31 protein-coding genes are annotated in these 26,645 nt (G+C 63.8%); 21 read left to right on the top strand and 10 right to left on the bottom strand.

The annotated features are described in order from the left end of the window. Positions 1 to 109 precede the first annotated feature (109 nt). Together AC0L23_RS03165 and AC0L23_RS03160 are read right to left on the bottom strand one after the other, a co-directional pair. Positions 110 to 250 carry a hypothetical protein gene (locus AC0L23_RS03165; protein ID WP_162496356.1) on the bottom strand — a complete coding sequence of 47 codons (141 nt, stop codon included), beginning with the start codon at positions 248 to 250 and terminating at the stop codon, positions 110 to 112. A gap of 73 nt (positions 251 to 323) precedes the next feature. Beyond that, positions 324 to 488 (bottom strand): Flp family type IVb pilin, encoded by a 165-nt coding sequence (locus AC0L23_RS03160; protein ID WP_007599783.1) that lies wholly within the window; start codon positions 486 to 488, stop codon positions 324 to 326. Between the two features lie 261 nt (positions 489 to 749). On the opposite strand from AC0L23_RS03160, the gene AC0L23_RS03155 reads away from it, so the two are divergent. The 4 genes from AC0L23_RS03155 (at position 750) to AC0L23_RS03140 (ending at position 3,697) form a co-directional block, all read left to right on the top strand. After that, on the top strand, positions 750 to 1,577 hold the full coding sequence (locus tag AC0L23_RS03155; RefSeq protein WP_085361621.1) for a sterol desaturase family protein: 828 nt from the start codon (positions 750 to 752) through the stop codon (positions 1,575 to 1,577). A gap of 152 nt (positions 1,578 to 1,729) precedes the next feature. Beyond that, positions 1,730 to 2,224 carry a pilus assembly protein N-terminal domain-containing protein gene (locus AC0L23_RS03150; protein ID WP_018454676.1) on the top strand — a complete coding sequence of 165 codons (495 nt, stop codon included), beginning with the start codon at positions 1,730 to 1,732 and terminating at the stop codon, positions 2,222 to 2,224. A gap of 256 nt (positions 2,225 to 2,480) precedes the next feature. Next, positions 2,481 to 3,053, top strand: a complete 573-nt coding sequence (locus AC0L23_RS03145) for a TadE/TadG family type IV pilus assembly protein (RefSeq protein WP_085351837.1) — start codon at positions 2,481 to 2,483, stop codon at positions 3,051 to 3,053. Between the two features lie 23 nt (positions 3,054 to 3,076). After that, complete coding sequence (locus AC0L23_RS03140) at positions 3,077 to 3,697, top strand: TadE/TadG family type IV pilus assembly protein (RefSeq protein WP_240550528.1); 621 nt, start codon at positions 3,077 to 3,079, stop codon at positions 3,695 to 3,697. Between the two features lie 101 nt (positions 3,698 to 3,798). On the opposite strand, the gene AC0L23_RS03135 is transcribed toward AC0L23_RS03140, so the two are convergent. From AC0L23_RS03135 to AC0L23_RS03125, 3 genes are all read right to left on the bottom strand, one after another. Next, positions 3,799 to 4,011, bottom strand: coding sequence for a cold-shock protein (locus AC0L23_RS03135; protein WP_007599788.1), 213 nt, complete (start codon positions 4,009 to 4,011; stop codon positions 3,799 to 3,801). Between the two features lie 269 nt (positions 4,012 to 4,280). Continuing rightward, positions 4,281 to 4,568: a translation initiation factor IF-1 gene (gene infA / locus AC0L23_RS03130; RefSeq protein ID WP_007599789.1), complete on the bottom strand. Its 288-nt coding sequence runs from the start codon at positions 4,566 to 4,568 to the stop codon at positions 4,281 to 4,283. Positions 4,569 to 4,591: 23 nt separating this feature from the next. Next, on the bottom strand, positions 4,592 to 6,133 hold the full coding sequence (locus AC0L23_RS03125) for a DEAD/DEAH box helicase (protein ID WP_051112971.1): 1,542 nt from the start codon (positions 6,131 to 6,133) through the stop codon (positions 4,592 to 4,594). Between the two features lie 479 nt (positions 6,134 to 6,612). Between AC0L23_RS03125 and urtA the strand changes: the two genes are divergently transcribed. The 15 genes from urtA (at position 6,613) to AC0L23_RS03050 (ending at position 20,633) form a co-directional block, all read left to right on the top strand. After that, on the top strand, positions 6,613 to 7,935 hold the full coding sequence (gene urtA / locus AC0L23_RS03120) for an urea ABC transporter substrate-binding protein (RefSeq protein ID WP_026232789.1): 1,323 nt from the start codon (positions 6,613 to 6,615) through the stop codon (positions 7,933 to 7,935). 84 nt (positions 7,936 to 8,019) lie between these two features. Further along, the gene (gene urtB, locus AC0L23_RS03115) at positions 8,020 to 9,627 is read left to right on the top strand and encodes an urea ABC transporter permease subunit UrtB (RefSeq protein WP_473356772.1); all 1,608 of its coding nucleotides are present in this window, start codon (positions 8,020 to 8,022) and stop codon (positions 9,625 to 9,627) included. After that, on the top strand, positions 9,624 to 10,802 hold the full coding sequence (urtC, locus tag AC0L23_RS03110) for an urea ABC transporter permease subunit UrtC (RefSeq protein ID WP_026232788.1): 1,179 nt from the start codon (positions 9,624 to 9,626) through the stop codon (positions 10,800 to 10,802). Before urtB ends, urtC begins: the two co-directional genes overlap by 4 nt. After that, positions 10,799 to 11,560 carry an urea ABC transporter ATP-binding protein UrtD gene (gene urtD, locus AC0L23_RS03105; RefSeq protein WP_018454669.1) on the top strand — a complete coding sequence of 254 codons (762 nt, stop codon included), beginning with the start codon at positions 10,799 to 10,801 and terminating at the stop codon, positions 11,558 to 11,560. The genes urtC and urtD overlap by 4 nt, the downstream gene beginning before the upstream one ends. A 3-nt stretch (positions 11,561 to 11,563) precedes the next feature. Beyond that, positions 11,564 to 12,259 (top strand): urea ABC transporter ATP-binding subunit UrtE, encoded by a 696-nt coding sequence (gene urtE, locus AC0L23_RS03100; protein WP_007599806.1) that lies wholly within the window; start codon positions 11,564 to 11,566, stop codon positions 12,257 to 12,259. Between the two features lie 30 nt (positions 12,260 to 12,289). Next, positions 12,290 to 13,120 (top strand): urease accessory protein UreD, encoded by an 831-nt coding sequence (locus AC0L23_RS03095; protein WP_085351738.1) that lies wholly within the window; start codon positions 12,290 to 12,292, stop codon positions 13,118 to 13,120. Between the two features lie 24 nt (positions 13,121 to 13,144). Beyond that, positions 13,145 to 13,447 carry an urease subunit gamma gene (locus AC0L23_RS03090; RefSeq protein WP_018454667.1) on the top strand — a complete coding sequence of 101 codons (303 nt, stop codon included), beginning with the start codon at positions 13,145 to 13,147 and terminating at the stop codon, positions 13,445 to 13,447. Between the two features lie 10 nt (positions 13,448 to 13,457). After that, the gene (locus AC0L23_RS03085; RefSeq protein WP_007599812.1) at positions 13,458 to 13,763 is read left to right on the top strand and encodes an urease subunit beta; all 306 of its coding nucleotides are present in this window, start codon (positions 13,458 to 13,460) and stop codon (positions 13,761 to 13,763) included. Between the two features lie 57 nt (positions 13,764 to 13,820). Then, the gene (locus AC0L23_RS03080) at positions 13,821 to 14,360 is read left to right on the top strand and encodes an HD domain-containing protein (RefSeq protein ID WP_026232787.1); all 540 of its coding nucleotides are present in this window, start codon (positions 13,821 to 13,823) and stop codon (positions 14,358 to 14,360) included. Positions 14,361 to 14,397: 37 nt separating this feature from the next. Further along, the gene (gene ureC, locus AC0L23_RS03075; RefSeq protein WP_085351739.1) at positions 14,398 to 16,113 is read left to right on the top strand and encodes an urease subunit alpha; all 1,716 of its coding nucleotides are present in this window, start codon (positions 14,398 to 14,400) and stop codon (positions 16,111 to 16,113) included. Between the two features lie 142 nt (positions 16,114 to 16,255). Then, complete coding sequence (locus tag AC0L23_RS03070; RefSeq protein WP_007599815.1) at positions 16,256 to 16,555, top strand: putative quinol monooxygenase; 300 nt, start codon at positions 16,256 to 16,258, stop codon at positions 16,553 to 16,555. 14 nt (positions 16,556 to 16,569) lie between these two features. Then, positions 16,570 to 17,187 carry an urease accessory protein UreE gene (locus AC0L23_RS03065; protein ID WP_018454664.1) on the top strand — a complete coding sequence of 206 codons (618 nt, stop codon included), beginning with the start codon at positions 16,570 to 16,572 and terminating at the stop codon, positions 17,185 to 17,187. Continuing rightward, entirely contained in the window at positions 17,168 to 17,896 is a 729-nt protein-coding gene (locus AC0L23_RS03060; RefSeq protein WP_018454663.1) for an urease accessory protein UreF, read from the top strand. Before AC0L23_RS03065 ends, AC0L23_RS03060 begins: the two co-directional genes overlap by 20 nt. 158 nt (positions 17,897 to 18,054) lie before the next feature. Then, positions 18,055 to 18,678 (top strand): urease accessory protein UreG, encoded by a 624-nt coding sequence (gene ureG, locus AC0L23_RS03055; protein ID WP_026232785.1) that lies wholly within the window; start codon positions 18,055 to 18,057, stop codon positions 18,676 to 18,678. Positions 18,679 to 18,974: 296 nt separating this feature from the next. Further along, positions 18,975 to 20,633, top strand: coding sequence for a CHASE domain-containing protein (locus AC0L23_RS03050; protein WP_018454661.1), 1,659 nt, complete (start codon positions 18,975 to 18,977; stop codon positions 20,631 to 20,633). Positions 20,634 to 20,640: 7 nt separating this feature from the next. Here the strand turns inward: AC0L23_RS03050 and AC0L23_RS03045 are convergent, their stop codons facing one another. The 5 genes from AC0L23_RS03045 to AC0L23_RS03025 all read right to left on the bottom strand — a co-directional run bounded on the left by AC0L23_RS03045 (position 20,641) and on the right by AC0L23_RS03025 (position 24,751). Next, positions 20,641 to 21,270, bottom strand: a complete 630-nt coding sequence (locus AC0L23_RS03045; RefSeq protein WP_026232784.1) for a TetR/AcrR family transcriptional regulator — start codon at positions 21,268 to 21,270, stop codon at positions 20,641 to 20,643. 67 nt (positions 21,271 to 21,337) lie between these two features. Further along, a complete protein-coding gene (locus AC0L23_RS03040) occupies positions 21,338 to 22,480 on the bottom strand; it encodes an OpgC domain-containing protein (RefSeq protein WP_085351740.1) in 1,143 nt (380 codons plus the stop codon). A 176-nt stretch (positions 22,481 to 22,656) separates the two neighbouring features. Then, positions 22,657 to 23,112 (bottom strand): hypothetical protein, encoded by a 456-nt coding sequence (locus AC0L23_RS03035; RefSeq protein ID WP_085361619.1) that lies wholly within the window; start codon positions 23,110 to 23,112, stop codon positions 22,657 to 22,659. Between the two features lie 76 nt (positions 23,113 to 23,188). After that, on the bottom strand, positions 23,189 to 23,560 hold the full coding sequence (locus tag AC0L23_RS03030) for an ElaB/YgaM/YqjD family protein (protein ID WP_085351839.1): 372 nt from the start codon (positions 23,558 to 23,560) through the stop codon (positions 23,189 to 23,191). A 78-nt stretch (positions 23,561 to 23,638) separates the two neighbouring features. Beyond that, positions 23,639 to 24,751 carry an AI-2E family transporter gene (locus AC0L23_RS03025; RefSeq protein WP_026232782.1) on the bottom strand — a complete coding sequence of 371 codons (1,113 nt, stop codon included), beginning with the start codon at positions 24,749 to 24,751 and terminating at the stop codon, positions 23,639 to 23,641. A gap of 210 nt (positions 24,752 to 24,961) precedes the next feature. Between AC0L23_RS03025 and AC0L23_RS03020 the strand changes: the two genes are divergently transcribed. Further along, a complete protein-coding gene (locus tag AC0L23_RS03020; RefSeq protein ID WP_085351741.1) occupies positions 24,962 to 25,795 on the top strand; it encodes a L,D-transpeptidase in 834 nt (277 codons plus the stop codon). Between the two features lie 17 nt (positions 25,796 to 25,812). Next, a complete protein-coding gene (locus AC0L23_RS03015; protein ID WP_085351742.1) occupies positions 25,813 to 26,466 on the top strand; it encodes a DUF2865 domain-containing protein in 654 nt (217 codons plus the stop codon). The last annotated feature ends 179 nt before the right edge of the window (positions 26,467 to 26,645 follow it).

Here is a 26,645-nt window from a genome sequence, read left to right as displayed (position 1 = left end):
AGGCCTGGGTGTGCCGCGGAGCTGGCGTCGCCGGATTCTAGCCGGCAGTGCTAAACAAACCGAAAACGGCGGCGGCGGTCTTGAGGGGTAGAACCAGCCGAAGGCGTGCTCACCAGAGGGAGGCGATGCGTGCGGCGAGCGCGACGGTCGCAAGCAGCAGGGCCAGGCAGACCCAGTAAGCCGGCGAGCCGGTCTGCGCCGCCTCGGCCGCGTTCGCCGCGACCACGGCATCGGTTCTGTACTTGCTCAACGCCACTGGAACTCGCCGTCTTAAAAACAAAGGCCCCGGAAATCCGGGGCTTTTGCAGTCGTTGATCGATCGCCTACTTCAGCGAGCTGCTGATCGAGGTGAACTTGGCGTTCAGCGTGGTGCCGAGATTGTTGACGACGGTGATGATGGCCAGCGCGATGCCGGCGGCAATCAGACCGTATTCGATGGCGGTGGCGCCGGATTCATCTTTCGCGAAACGCGCAATCAGGTTCTTCATGAACAAAACTCCATCTGGGGTGGGATCGCCTCGTTCGGCGGTGTGCTTGACGCAACGACCATGAGATCCGAGCTCTTTCGGGAGAGTTAATTCGATCGGGCAAACGCGCTTGCCGCTGGCCAGAGTGAATTTCGCCTTAAGGCAGCCAGCTGCAATTCGTTCCGGTTCCGGATGTGCAGCAAGCGCAGCACCGGCTTCACCCTCCCTTAAATTTGGGGGAGTACGCGTAGGCGGGACCAGCAATTCGCAAGAGAGGCGACAATGTCGAGCCTGCCCATGGAAATCGCCCTGATGCTTGGCGAGACCATCGCGAAGGTGATCCCCGCGACCTTCGCGCTCGCGGTGGTCTTCACCGTGCTCGAGCATGTCTGGGCCTGCAATCCCGGCGTGCCGTGGTGGCGCAAGCGGGAGATCGTCACGGACATCTGCTACTGGTTTATCGCTCCGGTGTTCGCACGTGTCATGCGGATCGGCCTTCTGATCGTCGGTGCGAGCTTCGTCTTCAACATCCATGATGCCGACGGGCTCATCGCCTTCTACGACAACGGCCACGGCCCGCTGGCGCTATTGCCGCTCTGGGTCCAGGCCATGCTGTTCCTGGTGCTGTCCGATTTCATGCTGTACTGGCTGCACCGGTTGTTCCACGGCGGTGGGTTCTGGAAGTACCACGCGATCCACCACTCCTCGGAGGAGATCAGCTGGATTTCTGCGGCACGCTTCCATCCCGTCAATCTCGTGCTCGGTACCATCGCGGTCGACGTCGTGCTGCTGATGGCCGGCATTTCGCCGAACGCCATGGTCTGGCTCGCCCCGTTCACGACCTTCCATTCGGCCTTCGTGCACGCCAACCTGAACTGGACCTTCGGGCCGTTCAAATATGTGTTGGCGACGCCGGTGTTCCACCGTTGGCACCACACCGCGCTAGCAGAGGGCGGCGACACCAATTTTGCCGGCACGTTCCCGATCTGGGACTTGCTGTTCGGCACTTTCCGCATGCCCGAGGGGCAACTGCCGCAGGATTACGGCAAGGATGAAGCCACCATGCCGAAGGAAATCGGAGGGCAGCTTGCCTATCCGTTCCGCCGCTAGGTTCTCGAGAGCCGCGAACGCCAGTCCGTTCAAACAATAGTCCGAGAGTTTGCGGAACGTTCACGAATTGAGGGCAGGTTAGCCGGGTCGGGCACCGGCTCGGCTGTTATCTGATCGCTTCTGCCGGTTTGTGACGTCCCGGGGGTAAGAGTATGCGTAAACAACTGCTGCGCCGTCATGCGCGCGTCTGTCTTCTGGTTGCGACAGCGGTGCTGGCATCGCCGGCTGCCGTCATTGCCGAGTCCGCCGATACCATCGCCGTCAATGTCGACCAGGCCAAGCTGGTGCGGCTGCCTGGCAAGGTGGCAACCATCGTGGTCGGCAATCCCCTGATCGCCGACGTCACGCTCCAGCCCGGCGGCATGATCGTCGTCACCGGAAAGGGCTATGGCGCCACCAATTTCATCGCGCTCGACCGCGGCGGCGAGATCCTGGTCGACCGCCAGGTCCAGGTCGAAGGTCCGAGCGACCGGCTCGTTACCGTCTATCGCGGGATCGAACGCGAGTCCTACAGCTGCGCGCCGCTTTGCCAGCGCCGCGTGACGCTCGGCGACAGCGACACCTACTTCAACAGCACGATGAGCCAGGCCGGTTCGTTGAGCAGCTCGGCGAGCGGCAGTGCCGGTGCGGGCGCCAAGACGAACTGACTAAGGCGAACTGAGCAAGACGAACCAAGTAAGACCAACCAGCAAGTTTGATTGGCGGATTTGGGGGCAAGGATCGTCCCCGCCCGCCGCACGCGCGCGAGTTTCTCTTTCCGTGTCCTCGTCTCCCTGGTCCGGGTCGTTCGCGGTTAACGCGCTCTTAACGGCCCGGGCCGCCGGGTGCGGATCGCCTGAAACACTTAAACAATCAGTTTCCGCTATTGAACATGGCAGATGATTGCTGCTGCTGGGGAATTTGATGCCTTCGCCTGCACCTACGAGATTCACGCTCCTCGCCACGTTGCGCCGGTTTCGTGGCAGCCGCCGCGGCTCCGCAGCCGTCGAGTTCGCGCTCGTTGCGCCGATGTTCTTTGCGTTGCTGTTCGCCATCATCGAGTCGGCGCTGATGTTCCTGGCGAGCCAGGTGCTCGAGAGTGCCTCGCAAAATTCTGCGCGCGTGTTGCTGACCGGGCAGGCGCAATCCGGCACGCTCACGGCCTGCGCGGTCTCCGGCGTCAGCACACCCTGCTCGCAAACGACGTTCAAGGCTTACGTCTGCAGCCAGATCCCGGCGCTGTTTGATTGCACCAAGCTCTACGTCGACGTCGTGAGTACAAACTCGTTCGGAGCGCTGAGCCTCACCAATTATGGTGATTCCTGCAGCTTCAATCCAACCGGCGTGCAATACAGTGCCGGGGCCGCCAACCAGGTCGTCGTGGTGCGGCTGTTCTATCAGTGGCCGCTCTTCGTCACTGGCCTTGGCTTCAACATGGGCTGCAACAACAAGCGGCTGCTGATTGCGACCGCGGCCTTCAAGAATGAACCCTTCTGAGACAGATGGATCCGAGCGGACAGATGCAGGCGATTGCGAATATCTGGAGGAATGCCCGAAGCTCCGTGCGCGACTTCGTCGCCGACACGCGTGCGATCGCGGCGACCGAGTTCGCGGTCATCGTGCCGCTGATGCTGGTGATGTTCTTCGGGACCGTCGAATTTTCATCGGCCGTGGCGATCAATCGCAAAGTCACAATGATTGCACGGACTCTGTCCGATTTGACGTCGCAGTCGACATCGGTCGACGATGGCGACATGCAGGACACGTTCACGGCAAGCATATCGATGATCATGCCGTACGACGCTACGCTCGTGAACGGCACGGTCCTTCAGATCTATATCGACTCAAGCAAGGTCGCCAAGATTCAATGGAGCAAGTCCGCCACCATTGCCAACGGTGCGACGCAGGCCACGCTGACGGCTCCGCCCCCGACTCTGGTAGCTGGCACCACGGTCACCTCGATGATTCCGCCATCGCTCTTGATCGCGTCGACCTACCTTATCTTCAGTCAGGCGAGTTACGTCTACACGCCTTCTGTCAAATTCGTCCTGAAGACGGGCATCACGCTGAGCGATGTCTCCTACACGCGGCCGCGCCAGGTCACCTGCGTTCCTTACACGGGTGTAAAGTCGCCGTGCTGAAATACGAGAGCAGATCCTGGAATAAAAAAAGGCCGGGCATCGCGCCCGGCCTTTTCATTGATTGGTTCGCTCGAGCCGATCGGGGCCCGTAAGCGGTAGGCTCAGCCGGCGGAGCGGAGGTTGTCGGCTGCCGACTTGCCGGAACGGCGGTCGGCGACGATCTCGTAGGAGATCTTCTGACCTTCGCGCAGCGTGCCGAGGCCTGCACGCTCCACAGCGCTGATGTGAACGAACACGTCCTGGCCGCCATCGTCGGGCTGGATGAAGCCGAAGCCTTTGGTCGCGTTAAACCACTTCACGGTTCCCATGCTCATGGGGGTAGTCCCTTCTCAGATAACACAATGTCAGAGCCCGCTTGCGCGGACAGGTTAGATCGAATTTTTGGAAGGGTCGTCAGCGTGTCTGAACCGGCTGTACCGGTGGATGCTAATGTCGTCCGGCCGAAAATCGATTAAGTCATTTTATTGGAAACAGACACCCAAAACAATGCTGACGTGCACGATTTTTTGATCCGCCGTGATGGTCACGGCGGATCAGCATACACGTCGGAATTACAGGTCCGCGCTCGCGCGCTGGGCCCCCGCTAGCGGCGGCGGAACTGGCCGCCGCGCTGTCCGGGACGCGGAGGTCCGCCCATCCCGCTCGGACGTTCGTCCTTGTGGCGGAAAATCAGCCGGCCCTTTTCGAGGTCATAGGGCGACATCTCTACCGTCACGCGGTCGCCCGCCAGAGTCTTGATGCGGTTCTTCTTCATCTTGCCGGCGGTGTAGGCGACGATCTCGTGTCCGGCGTCGAGCTGCACGCGGTAGCGCGCGTCGGGGAGGATTTCGGTGACCAGTCCTTCGAACTGGATCAGCTCTTCCTTAGCCATGAATTTCTCCAGGTCGTGGACGGCTAGTGCGAATGGGGTTTGCGGTTCGGTTGGCCGTTCGGCCGACTCTCGCGGCGCAAAAAGGCAACGCCTTGTATCCCATCAGACGCCCCGGCGCTATGCGCGGAACGCTGTTCCGGACGGGCGTTTGGCGAAGAATGCGCCTTGCCTCCGGAGCGGCTGCGAGGAGCTGCCTTCGGGCCACTGCCGGGCCTTCCGTCGCCCTGCTTGGCGGCACTGTGGTGGCGCCCGTCCGCATGCCTTTCGTCGGCACGGCGACCGTCAGCGTGGCGTCCCTCACCATGCCTTGCGCCTTGCGGACGCTGGCCCGGGCGGCCCGGCCGACCCTGTCGTTGCTGCTGCGGGGGAGGGCCCGCATCGCGGCGGCCGGCGTCGGTGCGGCGATCCTCACGCGGCAGCGCCACTTTGATCAGCCGCTCGATGTCGCGGAGATAGGCGAGTTCCTCGCCGCCTGCGACCAGCGAGATCGCGGTGCCCTCGGCACCCGCGCGCGCGGTGCGCCCGATGCGGTGCACATAGGTCTCCGGCACGTTGGGCAGATCGAAATTGATGACGTGGGTGATGCCGTCGACATCGATGCCGCGGGCGGCGATATCGGTGGCGACCAGGGTACGGATCTCGCCGGTGCGGAACAGAGCGAGTGTCCGTTCGCGGTGGTTCTGCGACTTGTTGCCGTGGATGGCGCTGGCGGGGATGCCGGCCTTCTCGAGCGTCTTCACCACCTTGTCCGCGCCGTGTTTGGTGCGGGTGAAAACCAGCGCGCGGTTGACCTGCTCCTGCTTCAACAGCTGGGCGAGGAACGCCGGCTTGGCGGAGAAGTCGACCTGGATGATGCGCTGCTGGATGCGCTCCACGGTCGAGGAGACCGGGGTCACCGCGACGCGGGCGGGGTCGCGCAGCATGGCGTCGGCCAGCTCGGCGATGTCCTTCGGCATGGTGGCCGAGAAGAACAGCGTCTGCCGCTTGATCGGCAGCTTGGCGACGATTTTGCGGATGTCGTTGATGAAGCCCATGTCGAGCATGCGGTCCGCCTCGTCGAGCACGAGGAATTCGACGCTGCCAAGCTTCAGTCCGTTGCTCTGCACGAGGTCGAGCAAACGGCCGGGGGTGGCGACCAGCACCTCGACGCCCTGCATCAGCGAGCGGACCTGACGGCCCATCGGCACGCCGCCGATGGCGAGCGTCGAGGACAGGCGGATGTGACGGCCATAGGCGTTGAAACTGTCGAGGATCTGGCCGGACAGTTCGCGGGTCGGCGACAGCACCAGGACGCGGGTCGTCTTCGGCTGCGGCTTGATGCGATTCTCGAGCAGGCGGTGCAGGATCGGCAGCGCGAAGGACGCGGTCTTGCCGGTTCCGGTTTGGGCGATGCCGACGACGTCGCGGCCGGTCAGCGCGGTCGGAATTGTCTGGGCTTGGATGGGGGTGGGGGTGACGTAGTTCTCTTCGGTGAGAGCACGGGCGATGGGCTCGGCGAGGCCGAAATCCTGAAACGAAGTCAAAAGATGGGTTCTTTCCATGTCAAAAGCGGGCGCCCGGCGCATTCGGCGCGGCGCGCGCAAAAGGGTGTCGAGTGGGACACCTGCGTGTTTGGGGTGTCGGATGGCTTGATGGGATGGGGCAAGCCAGACGCCCGTAAGGGCTTAAGAACACGCGGCTCGCAACGGTCTCCTGATTCGCAAGAGACCTCGACCTCATATGGAACATTGAGGCGGCGCTTTCAAGGCACGCCCCACAGAAACGGCGATCGCGGTGCAGAAATAGTTATGCCGGAAATTTAGCCAGAGTGACAAATTTGCTCAGAAAATAACCTGCCTGCCGCATTCGCATACATTAGAATTGCTCAATGTTTAGGCGGCGCGGCCTGTGCAATACTTCGTTTTCTGGCAATTTCACCAGCAAAAACAATCGGTTGAAGGGTGTCTAATCCATGGCACAGTTCTTGCGAATCCGTTAATCGCAGGCGGCCGTTGGGGCCGTTTCGCAGCGTTTTTCACGTCTGCGTCAGGGAGATGAGACACTCATGCATAGCAAATCCACTCACGATATAGCGGCGCCATTTAGCCGCCGTGGCGTTCTCGCCGCGACCGCCGGACTGATGCTTGGTCTGGCTTCCATTTCTGGTGCGAAAGCCGCGGACGACACCATCAAGGTCGGCGTGCTTCACTCCCTCTCCGGCACCATGGCCATCAGCGAAACCACGCTGAAGGACACCATCCTCTTCCTGATCGACGAGCAGAACAAGAAGGGCGGCGTCAACGGCAAGAAGCTCGAAGCCGTGGTCGTCGATCCCGCTTCGAACTGGCCGCTGTTCGCCGAGAAGGCGCGCGAGCTGATCACCAAGGACAAGGTCTCGGTCGTGTTCGGCTGCTGGACCTCGGTGTCACGGAAGTCGGTGCTCCCGGTGTTCAAGGAGCTGAACAGCATCCTGTTCTACCCCGTGCAGTACGAGGGCGAGGAGAGCGAGCGCAACGTGTTCTACACCGGCGCCGCGCCGAACCAGCAGGCGATCCCCGCCGTCGACTATCTGATGAAGGACGAGAAGGTGAAGCGCTGGGTGCTCGCAGGCACCGACTACGTCTATCCGCGCACCACCAACAAGATCCTGGAAGCCTACCTGAAGTCCAAGGGTGTCGCCCAGGAAGACATCATGATCAACTACACGCCGTTCGGTCATTCCGACTGGCAGACGATCGTGGCCGACATCAAGAAGTTCGGCTCGGCCGGCAAGAAGACCGCTGTGGTCTCGACCATCAACGGCGACGCCAACGTTCCTTTCTACAAGGAGCTCGGCAACCAGGGCATCAAGGCGAAGGACATCCCGGTCGTCGCGTTCTCGGTGGGTGAGGAAGAACTCGCCGGCATCGACACCAAGCCGCTGCTCGGCCATCTCGCCGCCTGGAACTATTTCCAGTCGATCAAGTCGCCGGAGAACGAGAAGTTCATCAAGGCGTGGCAGACCTACACCAAGAATCCGAAGCGCGTGACCAACGATCCGATGGAAGCGCACGTGATCGGCTTCGACATGTGGATCAAGGCGGTCGAGAAGGTGAAGTCGACCGATCCGGACAAGGTGATCGATGCGCTCCCCGGCATCGAAGCCAAGAACCTGACCGGCGGCACCTCCAAGATGCTTCCGAACCATCACATCACCAAGCCGGTGTTCATTGGCGAAATCAAAGCCAACGGCCAGTTCGACGTGGTGTGGAAGACCCCGGGTCTTGTCGCGGGCGACGCCTGGTCGAAGGAGCTCGACGGCTCCAAGGACCTGGTCGGCGACTGGGTCGGCAAGAAGTGCGGTAACTTCAACACCAAGACCAACAAGTGCCTCGGTTCGGGCTCCTGATCCGGATCTGACGCTCCATTGCACGATCGGAGAGGGCGGCGATCCCGCCGCCTTCTCCACCCTTTTCTGCCGGGGTCTTTCACAGTGCCAGCCAATTTGTCCGCCCGCCTCTGTTCGCTCCTGCTCTCGTTCTTCCTGATCGCGTTCGCACTGCCGGCCTTGGCCGGCCCGTTCGAAGATGCGGTCGCCAAATTCGCCAACGACGATTATTCCGACACGGAAGAGGCGATCGGCGTGGTCGCGGGCAGCGGCAATACCCTTGCCTTTCCGATCATCAGCGCGCTTCAGGACGGCCGGCTCATGGCCGACCCTGATAGCAAGAAGGTTTACGTCACCGGCACCGACGGCAAGTCGATCGATGCCGCGACCGGTCAGGCCGTGGCCAGCGTGCCCGACAGTGCGAGCGCGGTCCGCCTCAACAACCGCCTTCGCCGCAGCGTCGATGCGGCGATCGGCAGCCTGACGCTGCAGTCACCCGACATCGGAGCGCGGCTCCAGGCCGCGCAATCCGTCTTCAAGTCGCATGAGGAGACGTCGCTCGAAGCGGTCGATGGCGCGCTCGCCAAGGAAACCAACCGATCCGTCAAGGCTGCGCTGGGCGACGCCCGCGCGGCGATCCTGTTGTTCAAGCCGGATGCCACCGAGCTCGAGAAGCTCGAAGCCGTTGCCACCATCAAGGCGCGCGGCGACCAGGAGGCGATGGCGCTGCTGACCGGCATGGGCGACCAGCCGGCCTCGGTGACCAAGGCTGCCGCGAGCGCAATCGGCTCGATCCAGAGTTCGCTCGCGGTCTGGTCGATGGTGCAGAATGCCTGGTACGGCCTCTCGCTCGGTTCGGTGCTGCTGCTTGCTGCGATCGGGCTTGCCATCACGTTCGGCGTGATGGGCGTCATCAACATGGCCCATGGCGAGATGGTGATGATCGGGGCCTACACCACCTTCGTGGTGCAGGAGGTGATCCGTACCCGCTATCCCGTCCTGTTCGACTATTCGCTGCTGATCGCCGTGCCGCTCGCCTTCCTGGTGGCCGGCGCGCTCGGCGTCGTGATCGAGCGCAGCATCATCCGCTTTCTCTATGGCCGTCCGCTGGAGACGCTGCTGGCGACCTGGGGCCTGTCGCTGGTGCTGCAGCAGGCCGTGCGCACCATGTTCGGCCCGACCAACCGCGAGGTCGGCAACCCCTCCTGGATGAGCGGCGCGTTTGAGATCGGCCAGATCACGGTCACCTATAACCGGCTCTGGATCCTTGTCTTCACGCTCGCGGTGTTCGTCATTCTGCTCGCGATGCTGCGCTACACGGTACTCGGGCTCGAGATGCGCGCGGTGACACAGAACCGGCGCATGGCGGCTTCGATGGGCATCGCCACTTCGCGGGTCGACGCGCTGACTTTTGGTCTCGGCTCGGGCATTGCGGGCACCGCCGGCGTGGCGCTGTCGCAGATCGACAATGTCAGCCCCAATCTCGGCCAGAGCTACATCATCGACAGCTTCATGGTCGTGGTGTTCGGTGGCGTCGGCAATCTCTGGGGCACGCTGGTCGGCGCCTTCACGCTCGGCATCGCCAACAAATTCCTGGAGCCGGTCGCCGGCGCCGTGCTCGGCAAGATCGCCATCCTCGTTCTCATCATCCTGTTCATTCAAAAACGGCCGCGCGGCCTGTTCGCGCTCAAGGGCCGCGCGGTGGAAGCATGACCCCTCACATGCTGACGCGATCGCTGGACCGCGGCGCGACCATCTTCCTTGCCATCGTCGTGGCCTGCGGCATCCTCATCCCGCTCTCCAACCTGCTGCTGCCCGCAGGTTCGTTCCTGCAAGTGCCGACCTATCTCGTCGCGCTCTGGGGCAAATATGTCTGCTACGCGATCCTGGCGCTCTCGATCGACCTGATCTGGGGCTATTGCGGCATCCTCTCGCTCGGTCACGGTGCCTTCTTCGCGCTCGGCGGCTACGCGATGGGCATGTACCTGATGCGGCAGATCGGCAGCCGCGGCGTCTACGGCAATCCGATCCTGCCGGACTTCATGGTGTTCCTGAACTATTCGAAGCTGCCCTGGTACTGGTACGGCTTCGACATGTTCTGGTTTGCCGCGCTGATGGTGCTGATCGTGCCGGGCCTGCTCGCCTTTTCCTTCGGCTGGCTCGCCTTCCGCTCGCGCGTCACTGGCGTGTATCTGTCAATCATCACCCAGGCGATGACCTATGCACTGCTGCTCGCCTTTTTCCGCAACGATTTCGGCTTCGGCGGCAACAACGGCATGACCGACTTCAAGGACATCTTGGGCTTCAACGTGCAGGCCGAGGGCACGCGTGCTGCGCTGTTCGCGCTGAGCTGCCTGGCGCTGATCGCCGGCTTTCTGATCTGCCGCGCCATCGTCTCGTCCAAGCTCGGCAAGGTGCTGATCGCCGTGCGCGATGCGGAATCGCGCACGCGCTTCCTCGGCTACCGGGTCGAATCCTACAAGCTGTTCGTGTTCACAGTGTCGGCCTGCATGGCCGGCGTCGCCGGCGCGCTCTATGTGCCGCAGGTCGGCATCATCAACCCGAGCGAATTCGCGCCGGGCAATTCGATCGAGGCCGTGATCTGGGTCGCGGTCGGCGGCCGCGGTACGCTGGTCGGCGCCGCGCTCGGCGCCGTCGTCGTCAACTACGCAAAGACGTTCTTCACCTCCGGCATGCTCGCGCCCTACTGGCTGTTCATGCTGGGTGCCATGTTCATCCTGGTAACGTTGCTGCTGCCTAAGGGCATCGTCGGCACTTTCAACGCCTGGTGGGACTCGTCGAAGGAAAGGCGCGACGCCGCGACCATTGCGAGCGCCGCGGCCGAAGACGGCGTCACCCAACCCAAAATGGCGGAGGAGGCGCAATGAACGTCATGGACACCCGCGCGACCTCCGCAATGCTGTATCTCGACGGTGTGCACGTCTCGTTCGACGGCTTCCACGCCATCAACAACCTCTCGCTGACGCTCGAGCCCGGCGAGATGCGCGCCATCATCGGCCCGAACGGCGCCGGCAAGACCACGATGATGGACATCATCACCGGAAAGACCAAGCCCGACGAAGGCACCGTGCTGTTCGACGGAGTCACCGATCTGACGCGACTGGACGAGACCCGCATCGCCGAGCTCGGCATCGGCCGTAAATTCCAGAAGCCGACCGTGTTCGAGAGCCAGACCGTGCAGGACAATTTGCTGCTCGCGCTCAATGTCGACCACAGCGTCAAGGGTACGCTGTTCTGGCGCGGCAGCCGGGCGGAGGCCGAGCAGATCGACAAGGTGCTGGAGACGATCCGCCTCACCGATGCCCGCAACCGTCTCGCCGGCAGCCTCAGCCACGGCCAGAAGCAGTGGCTCGAGATCGGCATGCTGCTCGCCCAGGATCCGAAACTACTGCTCGTCGACGAGCCCGTCGCCGGCATGACCGACGTCGAGACGCATCTCACCGCCGAGCTGCTCAAGGAAATCAACAAGACCCACACCGTGATGGTGGTCGAGCACGACATGACATTCGTGCGCGAGCTCGGCGTCAAGGTCACTTGCTTGCACGAGGGTACCGTGCTCGCGGAAGGCACCATCGACCAGGTCTCGTCCAACGAGCGGGTCATCGAAGTTTATCTGGGGCGCTGAGCGATGCTTGAGGTCAAGGACATCAACCTGTTCTACGGCGCGGCGCAGGCACTACGCGGCGTGTCGATTGCGGCCGAGCCCGGCAAGGTCACCTGCGTGCTCGGGCGCAACGGCGTCGGCAAGACCTCGCTCCTGCGTGCCATGGTCGGGCAGTACCCGATCTCCTCGGGCGCCATCGTGCTCGACGGCAACGATATCACGGGCCTGAAACCCTATGAGCGCGCGCGCAAGGGTATCGGCTTCGTGCCGCAGGGGCGCGAGATATTTCCGCTTCTGACGGTCGAGGAGAATCTCAAGACCGGCTTCGGGCCGCTCAGGCGCGAGGACAAGCACATTCCGGACGACGTGTACTCCCTGTTTCCGGTGCTGCAATCCATGCTCGGACGGCGTGGCGGCGATCTCTCCGGCGGCCAGCAGCAACAGCTCGCGATCGGGCGCGCGCTGGTGATGCGGCCGAAGCTGCTGCTGCTCGACGAGCCGACCGAGGGCATCCAGCCCTCGATCATCAAGGACATCGGCCGTGCCATCTCGTACCTGCGCAATCTCGGCAACATCGCCATCGTGCTGGTCGAACAATATCTCGACTTTGCCTGCGAACTCGGCGACAGTTTTGCGGTGATGGATCGCGGCGCGGTGAAGTTCACCTGCGACCGCTCCAATCTCGACGCGAGCGAAATCAGCCGCCAGATGGCGCTGTAGGCCATTCTGCCGCGACCGGCTGGGGGGCGGATGCGCAGCGACGTTCTAACGGCATCTTCGGTGTTCGACGCCAACCGTGCCCGCGGCGCGGTGCGCTTCGACGTCCACGCGCGCGACGGTGTGACACGTCGCGGGATATTGCATGAGTCCGGCTCCCTGCGCGTGCGCTTCCCTTCGCCGGAGGACGAGGGGCTCTCCGGCGTGTTCGTCAACACGGCCGGTGGTGTCGCCGGCGGCGATCGCTTCGACATCGAGATCGCTGCCGCAGATGGTTCGAAGCTGACGCTGACGACGGCGGCCGCGGAAAAGGTCTATCGCGCGCCAGGGCAGGCGGCGGAGCTCAATATAGCGCTGAAGGTTGGCGCAGGCGCACATCTCGGCTGGCTGCCGCAGGAGACGATCCTGTTCGACCGCGCGCGCGTGCGTCGTCGCTTCGACATAGACCTCGATGCGGCTGCCTCGCTCCTGCTGTGCGAGATCGTGGTGTTCGGCCGTACCGCGATGGGCGAACGGATGGAGCAGGGTGAGTTCGTCGATCGCTGGCGGCTGCGTCGCGGCGGCAAGCTAGTGTTCGCCGAGACCGTCAGGCTCGACGGCAATATTGGCGCAAAGCTTGCGCGATCGGCGGTGGCCAGGGGCGGCGCTGCGATTGGCACGGCGCTGATCGTGCCCGGCGACGAGGCCCTGATCGAGCGCATCCGCGAGGCCTCGGAATCCTTCGCCAGCGAGGTCGGGATATCCGCCTGGAATGGCTTTGCAATGGCGCGGTTCTGTGCCCAAGATGCGGCGCGTCTGCGCGCAGACATGATGACCGTGCTGGCGCGCACCGGCGCGGCGCTGCCGCGGCTCTGGTTGAATTGACGAAGTGAACGGAAGAGATTTCGTATGAACCTGTCTCCTCGCGAAAAGGACAAGCTTCTGATCTCGATGGCGGCGATCGTGGCCCGCCGCCGGCTGGATCGCGGCGTCAAGCTCAACCATCCGGAGGCGATCGCGCTCATCTCCGATTTCATCCTCGAAGGCGCGCGGGATGGCCGCACCGTCGCCGAGTTGATGCAATCGGGTGCGCAGGTTCTCACCCGCGACCAGGTGATGCCGGGCATTCCCGAGATGATCCACGACATCCAGGTCGAGGCGACGTTTCCGGACGGGACCAAGCTCGTCACTGTGCACGAGCCGATCAGGTAGGAGCGAGAGCATGATCCCCGGCGAACTCTTCATCCAGGACGGCGAGATCGAGCTCAACGCCGGCCGCAAGACGGTGACGCTGACGGTCGCCAACACCGGCGACCGCCCGATCCAGGTCGGCTCGCACTACCATTTCTTCGAGACCAACCCGGCCCTGAAGTTCGACCGCAAGAAGGCCCGCGGCATGCGCCTCGACATCGCCGCCGGCACCGCGGTCCGCTTCGAGCCCGGCCAGACCCGCGACGTCCAACTCGTCGCGGTGGCCGGCAAGAAGACCATCTACGGCTTCCGCGGCGACGTGATGGGGAAGCTGTGAATTCCACAGGAACGAGCGTGGCGCGGCATGGTTGAGGCGAAAACGGAGGACTTTGCCATGCTGTCACCTGTCCGCCTCGTCTCCGAAGCCGCCGAACTCGCCGCGCGCCGTCACAACGGCATGGCGCGCAAGGGCCGCGGTCATGAGCCTTACATCAACCACCTCGCCGAGGTCGCGAACCTGCTTGCGACCGCGACCGACGGCGCCGACGCCGAACTGGTTGCAGCCGGCTGGCTGCATGATGCGATCGAGGACACCGACACCACGCGCGAGGAGCTCGCGCAAAAATTCTCCGACCGTGTCGCGTCGCTTGTCGACGAGTGCACCGACGATATGAGCCTGTCGAAGCCGGAGCGGCGGCGGCGTCAGGTGCTCGACGCACCGAAAAAATCGGCTGGCGCCAGGCTGATCAAGATCGCCGACAAGATCAGCAATATCGGCGCGCGCGTACATTCGGATCCGACGGCCGAGGAACGTGACGATCTCGTCGATTATACCGACTGGGCCGAACAGGTTGTCGCTGGTTGCCGCGGCGGTAACTCTTGGCTCGATACGACCTTCGACGACATGGTGCTCACAGCGAGAACCTCTCTGTGAGCACCGATCCAGAATTCAAACGCAAACGGGGCTTGTGATGTCCGTCAAAATAAAGCGTTCCGTCTATGCCGACATGTTCGGCCCGACCACCGGCGACAAGGTGCGGCTGGCCGACACGGATCTCATCATCGAGGTCGAGAAGGACTTCACCAGCTACGGCGAGGAAGTGAAGTTCGGCGGCGGCAAGGTGATCCGCGACGGCATGGGCCAGTCGCAGGTCACCAACAAGCAGGGCGCGGCCGACACAGTCATCACTAATGCGCTGATCGTCGATCACTGGGGCATCGTGAAGGCCGACGTCGCGATCAAGGACGGCATGATCGCCGGCATCGGCAAGGCCGGCAATCCCGACATCCAGCCCGGTGTCACCATCATCATCGGCCCCGGCACGGACGTGATCGCGGGTGAAGGCAAGATCCTCACCGCGGGCGGCTTCGACAGCCACATCCATTTCATCTGTCCGCAGCAGATCGAGCACGCGCTGATGTCGGGCGTCACCTCGATGCTAGGGGGCGGCACCGGCCCCTCGCACGGCACGTTCGCCACCACCTGCACGCCGGGGCCGTGGCACATGGGGCGGATGATCCAATCGTTCGACGCATTCCCGGTCAATCTCGGCGTCTCCGGCAAGGGCAACGCCTCGCGGCCCGCCGCGCTGGTCGAGATGATCAAGGCCGGCGCCTGTGCGCTGAAGCTGCACGAAGACTGGGGCACCACGCCTGCCGCGATCGACAATTGCCTGTCGGTCGCCGACGACTACGACATCCAGGTGATGATCCACACCGACACGCTCAACGAATCCGGCTTCGTCGAGGATACGATCAAGGCGTTCAAAGGCCGCACCATCCACGCCTTCCACACCGAGGGCGCCGGCGGCGGTCACGCCCCCGATATCATCAAGGTCGCAGGGCTGAAGAACGTGCTGCCGTCCTCGACCAACCCGACGCGGCCCTTCACGCGCAACACCATCGACGAGCATCTGGACATGCTGATGGTGTGCCACCACCTCGATCCCTCGATCGCGGAAGACCTGGCGTTCGCCGAAAGCCGCATTCGCAAGGAGACCATCGCGGCCGAGGACATCCTGCATGATCTCGGCGCGCTCTCGATGATCTCCTCGGACTCCCAGGCCATGGGCCGCCTCGGCGAGGTCATCATCCGGACCTGGCAGACCGCCGACAAGATGAAGAAGCAGCGCGGTTCGCTGCCGCAGGACAAAGGCAAGGACAACGACAATTTCCGCGTCAAGCGCTACATCGCCAAATACACGATCAATCCCGCGATCGCCCATGGCGTTTCGAAGCTGATCGGCTCGGTGGAGAAGGGCAAGCTCGCCGATCTCGTGCTGTGGTCGCCGGCCTTCTTCGGCGTCAAGCCGGATTGCGTCGTCAAGGGCGGCATGATCGTCGCCGCTCCCATGGGCGATCCCAACGCCTCGATCCCGACCCCGCAGCCGGTGCATTATCAGCCGATGTTCGGCGCCTTCGGCAAGGCGCGCACCGCGTCCTCGGTGGTGTTCACCTCGAAGGCCGCCATCACCGGCGGCCTCGCGCGTAAGCTCGGCATCGACAAGAAGCTCTATGCGGTCCAGAACACCCGCGGAAAAATCTCGAAGAAAAGCATGATCCACAACGACGCCACGCCCAATATCGAGGTCGATCCTGAGACCTATGAGGTCCGCGCCGACGGCGAGCTTTTGACCTGCGCCCCCGCCGAGGTGCTGCCGATGGCGCAGCGATATTTCATGTACTGAAATAGCGCCTCAACGCATGTCCCAGGACCATGTCCTGGTCGCATATCCGGGAGCGGCTTTTCCGGGTTTTGCGTTCGATCCCGCCTGGTCTAAGGTCCCGCCCGGTATCTGAAGCCCAGAAGAAAAGCCGGGAGGATTTCTCGTGATCTACGTCGTCGCCACCTTGACCATCAAGCCTGAAACGCGCGCCGAATTCATTGCAGCCGCCACCGCCTGCATCAAGGAGACGCGGAAAGAGCCCGGCAATATCGCCTATGATCTGCATGAGAGCGTCACCGATCCCGCCAAGATGGTGTTCGTCGAGCAGTGGGAGAATGCCGAGGCGCTGGTGCCGCATCGCGCCATGGAGCACATGAAGACGTTCGGCCGCGTCGCGGTGAAGTGTTTTACGGCGCCGCCGAAGATCGAAGTGATCACGCCCGAGAAGGTCGAGACACGGTAACGGGGTAAACGCGCATGATCCGGGCGACGCAGGTCAGGGGACAACACCGCTTCGCGGAAGCGCCGGCGGATACGGTCGTGCTCGATTTCGACGATCGACACCGCCGCCGCATGGCAATGACGGGGACGCGGGGACTCGAGTTCCTGCTCGACCTGGAGAATGCCGTCGCACTGCGCGGCGGCGATGCGCTGGTGTTGGAGGACGGCCGGCTGGTCGAGGTGGTCGCTGCGCCCGAGCCGCTGCTCGAGATCCGCGGCCACGATCCGCACCACCTTATTCGTGTCGGCTGGCATCTCGGCAATCGCCATCTGCCGACGCAGATCATGGCCAAGAGCCTGCGCATCCGCCGCGACCACGTCATCGAAGCCATGGTGAAGGGCCTCGGCGCGCGCGTGATCGAGATCGAGGCGCCGTTCGATCCCGAAGGCGGCGCCTATGCGGATGCCGGACATGCGCATGGACACGACGACCACGCGCATCACGATCACGGCCACGATGATCATCACGGTCATGATCACCATCATGATCATGCCGCACATGGCGACGGTCACGATCACCATCACCACCACGACGAGCATTGCGATCACCCCGACCATCACCACGGCCACAAGCATGCTCATGACCACAAATGAGCCGGTCGCGGCCCGCGACCTCGCGGAGTGCGAGGCGGCGGCGCTGTACCGGTTGATGACCTGGCTGTCGCCGGCGTTTCCCGTCGGGGGCTTTTCCTACTCCAGCGGCATCGAATGGGCGGTCGAAGCCGGTGACATCAACGACACCGCGTCGCTGGCGGACTGGCTCGATGCGATGCTTCGCGATGGCTCTGGCTTCTGCGATGCGACGTTTCTGGTCCACGCCTATCGCGCCACTGAAGCGGGCGAGGGCGACACCTTGGGCGATATCGCCGAGCTCGCCGCGGCCTTCGTGCCGTCGCGCGAGCGGCAGCTGGAGACGACATCGCAGGGCCGTGCCTTCATCGACATCGCCCGCGCCGCGTGGGATGCAGACGGGCTGGATGCGATGGTTGCGGCATGCCGTACGCCACTGGTCTATCCCGTTGCCGTTGGCGTGGTCGCTGCGATGCACGGCGTGCCGCTGGCGCCGACGCTGCACGCCTTCCTGCATGCGCTGGTCTCGAACTGGATTTCCGCGGCCAGCCGGCTCATTCCGCTCGGCCAGACCGACAGCCAGCGCGTGCTGGTGAGGCTGGAAGCCGCGGTTGCCGCGACGGCGAATCGTGCGCTGAATGCGACATTGGACGATGTCGGCGGCGCGACGTTCCGCGCCGACCTCGCCAGCGTGCGGCACGAGACGCAATATACGCGGCTGTTCAGATCTTGAGCGGGTTCGTCGCTTTCACTGTCGTCCTGGCGAAAGCCAGGACCCATAACCACGGGTGCGCGTGGTTATGCACAGATGTGGCTGCAGCGTGCCGTGACAATCGGATTCAGTGGTAACGGGTCCTGGCTTTAGCCAGGACGACGATAGGAAAAAAAGCAATGGCTACATCTCACGGCCCCTTGCGTGTCGGCATCGGCGGTCCGGTCGGATCGGGCAAGACTGCGCTGATGGACCTGCTCTGCAAGACCATGCGCGAGCGCTACGACATCGCCGCGATCACCAACGACATCTACACCAAATGGGATGCGGAATTCCTGGTACGCTCGGGCTCGCTGACGCCGGATCGCATTGCCGGGGTCGAGACCGGCGGCTGCCCGCACACCGCGATCCGCGAGGACGCCTCGATGAATCTCGCCGCGGTGGCGGATATGCGCGCCAAGTTTCCCGGACTCGATCTCGTGCTGATCGAATCCGGCGGTGATAACCTCGCTGCCACTTTTTCCCCGGAGCTCGCCGATCTCACCATTTACGTCATCGACGTGGCGGCCGGCGACAAGATCCCGTCCAAGGGCGGCCCCGGCATCACCCGGTCCGACCTCCTTGTCATCAACAAGATCGACTTGGCGCCCCATGTCGGCGCCTCCCTGGAAAAGATGGAGACGGACGCCAGGCGGATGCGCGGCGAGCGGCCGTTCGTCATGACCAACCTGAAAAAAAGCCAGGGGCTGGACCGCATCATCGGCTTCATTGAGGCCAAAGGCGGCTTGAAACGGGCCGGCTGACCGGCGCGACGACCTAACGCAGGCGTTTCCCCCGTTAACACCGTGGGCAGAGCCGTGTCCGCGGAACAAATTTCGGTCACGGCAATTGATTACCTCCGGTGCCCGGAGCAAATCCAACTCGGCCGGACCATCGGCGGGCCGATTTAAGCTTCTCAGGCGACCAAGTTGCGTACCGATGCCTCCTCCTTCATTATCTCGGCGATTGGGGTTCACCCTGTTTCGGCACGTGCCCGTTCGAGCGGCGTCCATATGCTCCGTATTTATTGCCGACCTCCTGCTTTCGCCTGAGTAGTCGCGTGGTCCGGCTGGGTTTCATCATCGGCTTCATTGCTCTTCTCGGGGCCTTGCTCTCCGGGCTTGCGGCTTATCGCGTCCACGACCAGGAGCTGGCGCTGGACCGGATCGCGCTGGCGCGCGCGATCGATGTCCATGCGAGCCTGGTCCAGGACCGGCTCACCGAGCGCGAACTGCTCGCGCGGGTTGCCTCCGGCCTGTTCCGGGCGCCGTCGGTGCTCAAGCCCAACATGCTCGAGCCGCTGCGCTCGGCCATCTACGCCTTCAAGACCGATTTCGTGGTGGCGGGCTGGGTCGCCCGCCTGAAGCCGAACGAGCTTGCCGCAGCACAAGCCGCGATCGCGAGCGCCGGCTTCCCCAATCCGCGAATCCGCAGCTATGAGGACAAGCCGATCGATCCGGCAGGTGTCACCCAGCCGATCGATGTGCTGATGGATCTCGAGCCGCGCAGCAACGAGACCAAGGGGCTGCCCGGCCGCAGTTACGACCAGGATCAGGTGCGCGGCGCCATGCTGGCGCGCGCCAGAGTGGAGAAGAGGTCGGTTGCCTCAGAACCGGTTGCCCTCCTGCGTGGCGACGGGTCGATCGGCATCATTGTGGCGGCTCCCGTCATCCCCGAGGGCGCGACGGAGCCGGCGGGCTTCATCACATTTTCCTATGAGCTCTCTTCCCTGATGCTGACCAACGACGACATGTCGTTGTTCGCGGTTGCGCTGAAGGATCCGCGCCGGGAGGGTGGCGAGTTGGTCGCCAACGATCAAGGCGTGGTCTCGGCCCGCCCGACAGCGGCCGATGGGCCGGCGCCGTCGGCGACGCGCACGGTGAGCTTCGGTGGTCGCGACTGGCAGCTCGGCTATTACGCCAAGACCAATTCGGCGCGCCGCGCCGAGCAGACTGCGATCATCGTGGCGGCGATCGGCCTTGCGATCACCGCGATGGTGTGCGGCCTGTTCGGCTATGTCGCCTACAACAATTTGCGGCTCAGCCGGGAAATCCAGGTCAGAATCGGCTTCGAGCGCCGGCTGACGGCTGTCATCGACGAGCTCAACCATCGGGTCAAAAACATCCTGGCGGTGATCCAGTCGATCGTGACCCGCACGCTGCGCCATGGCTCCGACATCGATGTCGCGCGCGAGCTCCTGATCGGCCGCATCCACGCCATGTCCAACGTCGTCTCGCTGCTCAGCGAGAGCCAGTGGCAGGGTGTCAAGCTGAAGGGCCTGTTCGAGGCGCGCGCCATCCCGCATGCCGACCGCATTGCCGTCACCGGTCCTGATATCGCAGTCAGCGCGCGCGCGGCGCAGAGTCTGTCGCTGCTGTTCTTCGAGCTCGCCTCGCACTCCGACGAGGGCCTGTCGCTTGTCGGCAAGCATCCGCACATCACTGCCAATTGGACGGTGACGAACGAGGGGTCCGGCGAGGTCTTCTATTTCCGCTGGGAGGAGTTCAACACCAGCGAAGCGACGCGCCGCCCCGATTCCGACTTCGGCCTGATCCTGCTCGACCGCGTCGCGCCCGAGGCGCTCGGCGGCACCGCCAAGCGCTATTTCACCGACGTCTCCTATGTCTACGAGCTGACCGCGCCGATGGAGACGGTCGAGGACATGACCGAGCGCGACCGCACCGACAAGCTGTCAGCACCGATCCGGCCTGCGCGGTAATTCGAGGCTAGCTCTTCGGCCGCAGCACGAGGTCAACCAGGGTCCGCGCGTAGGCCGGCGTGATCGGCGCGATGCCGAAGACGTAGCGGTAGAACAGGCTGCCATAGATCGCGTCGTAGAGATCCTGGGGCGGTGCTTCCGCCAGAATGCTGCCGTCGTTCTGGCCCGCGGCGATCATCTCGATCAGCGCGTCGCGGCGGAATTGCAGGTAGCGGGCGTAGAACAGCTCCGCCGAGCCGGTCTTGGAGATGCATTCGGAGATGACGGCGAGCTGGACCTTGCCGAACTCGCCCTGGAGGGCTTCGGCATAGGCGGCGGCATGGCGGCGTGCGCGCGCGGCGGGGCTGCCCGAGCTTGCATGCGGCAGCGGCAGCATCTGCGCGGCATGGTGAAGAAAGGCGTCGATCAGCAAGGCTTCGCGCGACGGCCACCATTTGTAGATCGTCATCTTGGAGACGCTGGAGTGGCGCGCGATCGCGTCAATGGTGGTGGCGGCAAGGCCGGTAGTGGCCATCAGCGCATAGGCGCTTTGGAGAATGGCGTTGGTGGTCTCGATCGACCTTGGCCGGCCGCGCCGGGGCGCGCCGTCGGCTCCCTCATCCCCGCCATTCGCCATCACCACGCCCGGCCTCCCCATGCAATCCGCTGCCGCTCCGCATAGCCCAGCCGTAATGGCCGGCCTAGGGGAATCGGAAGGTGCCGGGTTAGGCCTGTTGCCGCAAGGCCGCGGGCAGGTCCTGCCGCTTCGACCAGGCGATGTAATATGCGACCGCGGCCATCGCCGCGAAGCCGGCCAGGCTCACGGCAATCTGCATCACCACCAAATTGGCGCCGGTGATCAGGATGAGATGGCCGGCAAACGACAGGAACACGCCGACGCAGAACACCGCGAGCCATTCCTCGCCGCATCTGATCACCGCCTGAAGCGGCTTCAGTCGCAGGCCGGGATGATCGGCCGGGACGAAATATGTCGCGAGGAAAGCGAGCGCGAGGAAGTGGACCACGCGATAGGGGGCGAGGTCTTCCTTGTCGGTCGGCGTGATGGTGTTGAGCACGATATCCGGCAAATAGGCCGCTAGCGTCGGCGAGTGTCGCATCAGCGTGATTGCCATCGCGAATACGAGATAGGCGCCTGCGAGCACGCGCAGCCAGGACAGGCCATGCAGCGCGCGGCCCGACGTGCCGGTCACGGCAAACCAGCCGCCCAGCACCATCAGCATCTGCCAGCAGAACGGGTTGAAGGTCCACTCCTGGTCCGGATAAACCCGGAAATTCCAGCCGAACCAGCGCGCCGCAACGTACAGCGCGACCGACGCCGCCAGCGTCAGGTTCGGACGCCGCAACAGCCCCCACAGCGCGAGTGGAAGGAGGGCCATCAGCGGGATCATCAGCTGAAGAAGATCGAGGTTCAGCGGCTCTTCCTGAAGCACCAGTCCGCGTATCAGGATCCGCAGCGGATGCTCGATGATGCCCGAGATGTTGTATTCGTTGATGATCTCGGGCGCCATCGATTGCGAGGCGACATAGGCGATGGCGTCGATGTAGATCACGAACAGGACGACATAGGCGGCGTAGAGCCGCCACATGCGCTGGAAGATGCGCGTCGCCGCGACGACGTAGCCGCGCTCCAGGGCGATCTTGCCGTGAATGATGGCCATGCCATAGCCGGCCACGAACACGAACAAGTCTGCGGCGCCGCTGAAGCCGAAATTGCGCAGCGTCAGCAAATTGACGACGTTGTTCGGGATGTGGTCGACGAAAACCGACCAGTTGGCGATACCGAGCGTCAAATAGAGCCGGGGGTCGTGTTGAAATGCGGCGAGGTTCGCCTGGACGGACGGTTTCATCGAAAAAATGGCTTTTGGAATCAGGGGCGCTGCTTTTAGCGGCAACCGCCTGCCTATCCGAGTAGCGTTTGCGTGATGGCGCAGGCAAACGGCGCGAAATTGGCGCGGGGCCGCCGGTGCCGATTGGATAGGCGCGTTCGCGGGACCCGTGACGAAATTTTCTAACCCGGTAGCTGCTACTCGGCAGGCTCAGCCGAGGCCTCGTCGGGTGCGCCGGCGCGGCTCGCCATGAGTCCGAGGGCGACGCCGCCGATCGCCAGGATCGGCAACAGCCGCTTGATCCCGATGGCGCGAACGATCTGGAGACCGGTGGCGAGCAGCATGGGGTCCGCGAGCATGCTCGAGGCCGCCGATTTCGTGGCGCGCTCGGCCGCGATATGAGCTTGCTTGCGCAGCTGCCGTTTGTAGACCCAATAGCTCACCGCCGCGGTGAGGGTCAGCAGAAAGAAAATGCCCGCACCGGCGAGGCAGGCCTGCACCGGACCATATTTGTTGAGCACCGAAATGAATGCCGCCGCGCACAGGAAGCACGTGGTGATGAAGAGTGCGAACGCCGCGCCTGCTGCCAGCGAGGTCAGCCGCACAGTGGTGCCGGTGGATGCGCTGATCCCGTCGATGATGCGCTGAAACATGGTCTTGCTCCTCAGATCCCCACAAGCCGGCACCGGCGGCGCCGCTGCGCCACCGTCTCGATACCCGTTCGCGATCTCAGCGACGCCAGACCGCGCCGATCAGGAAGCCGATGCCGAGCGCAAGCCCGACGGTCGCGAGCGGCCGCTGCGTGATCGCGTCCTCCAGCGTCTCCTCGATCGAGCCGTAGGCCTCCTGTGCCGCGCCCATCATCGCGCTGCCGCGTTCCGACATGTCGTCGATCGCGGAATCCACGTTTTCGCGCGCTTGGCTATAGCCGCGGCGGGCTTGCTTGCTGGAGGAGTTGGCAAAAGTATTGAGCGCGTCGGTGATCTGATCAGTGAGGGCGGCGATATCGCTTTTCACGGCTGCTACATCCTTCTCGAGGCGTTCTCTGGTGGTTTTGTCGGTCCAGTCTCTCATCCCGGCTTCGGCATTGGTGGTGGACATCAGGGGCTCCGGGCTGTTGACGGTTGAGACAGCCGGGAAACGTTTCGTCGTGGTGTAAGTTCCGTTCACGGAAACCGGTCAGTCCTGCGGGAGCTGCGGCGAATCCTCAGGCAACAGATGCTCCTTCAGGATCAGGGCGACGATCAGCAGCGGCGACGACAGGAACGCGCCCATCGGGCCCCACAGCCAGGTCCAGAACGCCAGCGCCAGCAGCACCGCGAGCGCATTGAGCGCCAGCCGCCGGCCGATGATGGTCGGCGTGACGAAATGTCCCTCCAGGAAGGTGATGCCGCCAAAGGCGAGCGCCGCCATCAGGCCGCCGCTGACGGTCGGGAAGGTGACCAGCCCCACCACGACCAGAATGGCGAACATGGCCACCGGTCCGATGATCGGAATGAAATTGAGGGTGGCCGCCAGCGCGCCGAGGCCAGCCGGATTGGGCATTCCGGTGAGGGCGCAGACGATTCCGGCGGCGACGCCGACGCCGACGTTGATCAGGGTCACAGTCAAAAGGTAGTTGCCGAGATGGACCTCGATCTCGTTGAGGATGCGAAGCGTGCGCAGCCGTGCGTCGTGATCGCTGAAGGTCATGATCATTGCCCGTCGCAGGTCGCGCCAGCTGGCGATGAACAGGATCAGGGTGACGAAGAACAGCAGGAATTCGGTAAAGGTCGGTGACAGGAATTCAATCGTTGGCTGCACCCACTCGAATTTCGGCATCTGGAAGCTTGGCAATCCCTCCGAGCCGCCGAGCATCGTCTGCAGCTCTCGCCACAGCGCCAGCGGCCGGTCGAACACGTGGACCTTGTCTTTCAACTGCGCGCCGAGTTCGGGCAGGCGCGAGCTCCATTCCATCGCCGGCGAGGCGATCAGCGCGACGATGAAGCCGACCACGGCGGTCACCGCGAACACGATCAAGACGGCGGCAAGCCCGCGCGGCACTTTCCGGTACTCCAGAAAGGTCGCTGCCGGCGAGAGCATCGTGCCGGTGACGAACGCCATCACGACAGGCAAAAAGAACGCCTTTCCGACATAGAGCACCGCGACGATTGCGATGAGGAGCAGTCCGGCGAGCGAGAAGGCGACGAGTTCGGTGCGGCGGATCACCGGCGGGAGTTCGCCGTGGCTCTCGGGAAGCGGAGTGCCTTCGCCATTGCCGGGAGTCATACGTTCACTGGGAAGGACGCGCACAATACCTCTCCGGCACGGAGACTTCAGTCCTCGCGCCCATGACCAGGGGAGAACGTCCTCGCGCCCTGCGGGTTCCATCGCGGCTTCGCGAAGAAGCGCTCGCTTGACTGTGACGTCGCTGCTGCATCCCGCCGCGGAACTTGTAGCGGTTGGACCGCGTTGAACAAACCAGCGCATCACCCTGATGCAGGCATCCACACGGGGCAGCACATGACGAAGTTCTCTGCAGTCCGACGCCGCTTATCGCAGCGCCGCATCACCGCTTTTGCCTTTGCAACCGCTTTGCTGGCAGTGCCGTTCGGCGCCGCAAGCGCACAGACGCTGGGCTACACCTATCCGCAAGATCAGGCTTACCCGCAGGACCAGGGCTATTCGCAGGGTTATGCGAGCCCAAGCTATGCGAACCAGGGCTATGCGAACCAAGGCTATGCGAACCAAGGCTATGCAAGTCAGAACGCGCAAGCGCCCGACGAGGATGCCGCGCTGCCAGATCGCCTGCGCAGGCAGATTGTCAGCTTCGACCGCAGCGAGCCGGCCGGCACCATCGTCATCGATACCAACAATACTTACCTTTACTATGTGCTCGGCCAGGGCCGCGCGATCCGTTATGGCGTCGGCGTCGGCCGCGAGGGCTTCACCTGGTCGGGCGTGCAGAGCGTCAGCCGCAAGGCGGAGTGGCCGGACTGGCATCCGCCGGCTGAGATGATCGCGCGCCAACCCTATCTGCCCCGCTTCGTCGCTGGTGGCCCCGGCAATCCGCTCGGCGCGCGTGCGATGTATCTCGGGTCGAGCGAATACCGCATCCATGGCACCAACGATCCCACCACGATCGGGAAGTTCGTTTCGTCCGGTTGCATCCGCATGACCAATGAGGATGTCACCGACCTGTTCGGCCGTGTCAATGTCGGCGCCAAGGTGGTCGTGCTACCGAAGAACGCGCCGCTGATGGCGAAAGGCAGTGATTCCGTGCGCAAGCGCCCAGCCGTGACCGCGCTGCCCTCAGGCCGGCAGGCGCTGAACATTTCGAATTCGGCCGTGAACTAAGGGTCGAGTGAGGTCACATGAAGAGACGTTCGATCGGCAAACTCGCCGGGGGCGCGGCGGCGTTCGTCGCCATTGCCTCCTTCGGCCTCGCGCTGACGCCATCCGCCCATGCGGAGGACTTTTTCTCGGCGCTGTTCGGCGGCTTCCGCGGACGGCCGGCGCCCGAGATTCGCATGCCTTTCCAGACCGATGACACGCCGCGCTACGACCCGCCGCGCCAGCGGGCCTCCTACGGTGGCGGCACGGCCTATTGCGTGCGCGGCTGCGACGGACGTTATTTCCCGGCGCAGGGAAACGATTCCGAGAGCAAGGCGCAATCCTGCAAGAGCTTCTGCCCGGCCTCGGAGACCTCGCTGGTCTATGGCGGCAACATCGACGACGCGACGACGGATAAGGGGAAATCCTATTCCGACCTGCCTAACGCGTTCCGCTATCGCAATGAGATTGTCGCAGGCTGTACCTGCAACGGCAAGGATCCGGTCGGGCTCGCTCAGGTCAAGGTCGACGACGATCCCACCTTGCGCAAGGGCGACATCGTCGCGGGCGCGGACGGCCTGGTGGTCGCCAGCCGCAATGCCAACGACCGCCGCGGCGTCGCGATGAATTTCTCGCCGCTGCCCGAGTCGATTCGCGCAAGATTCCGCCAGGTGCCGGTGGTGGCGAAGGAATAGGCCTCAACGTCGGGGGGGGGGGGGGGCGGGCGGCCCCCCCCGGGGGGGGGGTTGGGGCCCCGGGGGGGGGGGGGGGGGGGGGGGGGGGGGGGGGCCGGGGGGGGGGGGGGGGGGGCGGGGGGGCGGGGGGGGGCGGGCGGGGGGGGGGGGGGGGGGGGGGGGGGGGGGGGGGGGGGGGG

The sequence above is a fragment of the Bradyrhizobium sp. MI1.4 genome, from assembly GCF_055811315.1.
The sequence above is the reverse complement of the archived record's forward strand: the minus strand, read 5'-3'. Positions and strand labels throughout refer to the sequence as shown.

Coding starts and splice junctions, on each gene's coding strand:
- AC0L23_RS03160 (WP_007599783.1), bottom strand. CDS start 488: ATGAAGAACCTGATTGCGCGTTTCGCGAAAGATGAATCCGGCGCCACC.
- AC0L23_RS03155 (WP_085361621.1), top strand. CDS start 750: ATGTCGAGCCTGCCCATGGAAATCGCCCTGATGCTTGGCGAGACCATC.
- AC0L23_RS03150 (WP_018454676.1), top strand. CDS start 1,730: ATGCGTAAACAACTGCTGCGCCGTCATGCGCGCGTCTGTCTTCTGGTT.
- AC0L23_RS03145 (WP_085351837.1), top strand. CDS start 2,481: ATGCCTTCGCCTGCACCTACGAGATTCACGCTCCTCGCCACGTTGCGC.
- AC0L23_RS03140 (WP_240550528.1), top strand. CDS start 3,077: ATGCAGGCGATTGCGAATATCTGGAGGAATGCCCGAAGCTCCGTGCGC.
- AC0L23_RS03135 (WP_007599788.1), bottom strand. CDS start 4,011: ATGAGCATGGGAACCGTGAAGTGGTTTAACGCGACCAAAGGCTTCGGC.
- infA (WP_007599789.1), bottom strand. CDS start 4,568: ATGGCTAAGGAAGAGCTGATCCAGTTCGAAGGACTGGTCACCGAAATC.
- AC0L23_RS03125 (WP_051112971.1), bottom strand. CDS start 6,133: ATGCGCCGGGCGCCCGCTTTTGACATGGAAAGAACCCATCTTTTGACT.
- urtA (WP_026232789.1), top strand. CDS start 6,613: ATGCATAGCAAATCCACTCACGATATAGCGGCGCCATTTAGCCGCCGT.
- urtC (WP_026232788.1), top strand. CDS start 9,624: ATGACCCCTCACATGCTGACGCGATCGCTGGACCGCGGCGCGACCATC.
- urtD (WP_018454669.1), top strand. CDS start 10,799: ATGAACGTCATGGACACCCGCGCGACCTCCGCAATGCTGTATCTCGAC.
- urtE (WP_007599806.1), top strand. CDS start 11,564: ATGCTTGAGGTCAAGGACATCAACCTGTTCTACGGCGCGGCGCAGGCA.
- AC0L23_RS03095 (WP_085351738.1), top strand. CDS start 12,290: ATGCGCAGCGACGTTCTAACGGCATCTTCGGTGTTCGACGCCAACCGT.
- AC0L23_RS03090 (WP_018454667.1), top strand. CDS start 13,145: ATGAACCTGTCTCCTCGCGAAAAGGACAAGCTTCTGATCTCGATGGCG.
- AC0L23_RS03085 (WP_007599812.1), top strand. CDS start 13,458: ATGATCCCCGGCGAACTCTTCATCCAGGACGGCGAGATCGAGCTCAAC.
- AC0L23_RS03080 (WP_026232787.1), top strand. CDS start 13,821: ATGCTGTCACCTGTCCGCCTCGTCTCCGAAGCCGCCGAACTCGCCGCG.
- ureC (WP_085351739.1), top strand. CDS start 14,398: ATGTCCGTCAAAATAAAGCGTTCCGTCTATGCCGACATGTTCGGCCCG.
- AC0L23_RS03065 (WP_018454664.1), top strand. CDS start 16,570: ATGATCCGGGCGACGCAGGTCAGGGGACAACACCGCTTCGCGGAAGCG.
- AC0L23_RS03060 (WP_018454663.1), top strand. CDS start 17,168: ATGCTCATGACCACAAATGAGCCGGTCGCGGCCCGCGACCTCGCGGAG.
- ureG (WP_026232785.1), top strand. CDS start 18,055: ATGGCTACATCTCACGGCCCCTTGCGTGTCGGCATCGGCGGTCCGGTC.
- AC0L23_RS03045 (WP_026232784.1), bottom strand. CDS start 21,270: ATGGGGAGGCCGGGCGTGGTGATGGCGAATGGCGGGGATGAGGGAGCC.
- AC0L23_RS03040 (WP_085351740.1), bottom strand. CDS start 22,480: ATGAAACCGTCCGTCCAGGCGAACCTCGCCGCATTTCAACACGACCCC.
- AC0L23_RS03035 (WP_085361619.1), bottom strand. CDS start 23,112: ATGTTTCAGCGCATCATCGACGGGATCAGCGCATCCACCGGCACCACT.
- AC0L23_RS03030 (WP_085351839.1), bottom strand. CDS start 23,560: ATGTCCACCACCAATGCCGAAGCCGGGATGAGAGACTGGACCGACAAA.
- AC0L23_RS03020 (WP_085351741.1), top strand. CDS start 24,962: ATGACGAAGTTCTCTGCAGTCCGACGCCGCTTATCGCAGCGCCGCATC.
- AC0L23_RS03015 (WP_085351742.1), top strand. CDS start 25,813: ATGAAGAGACGTTCGATCGGCAAACTCGCCGGGGGCGCGGCGGCGTTC.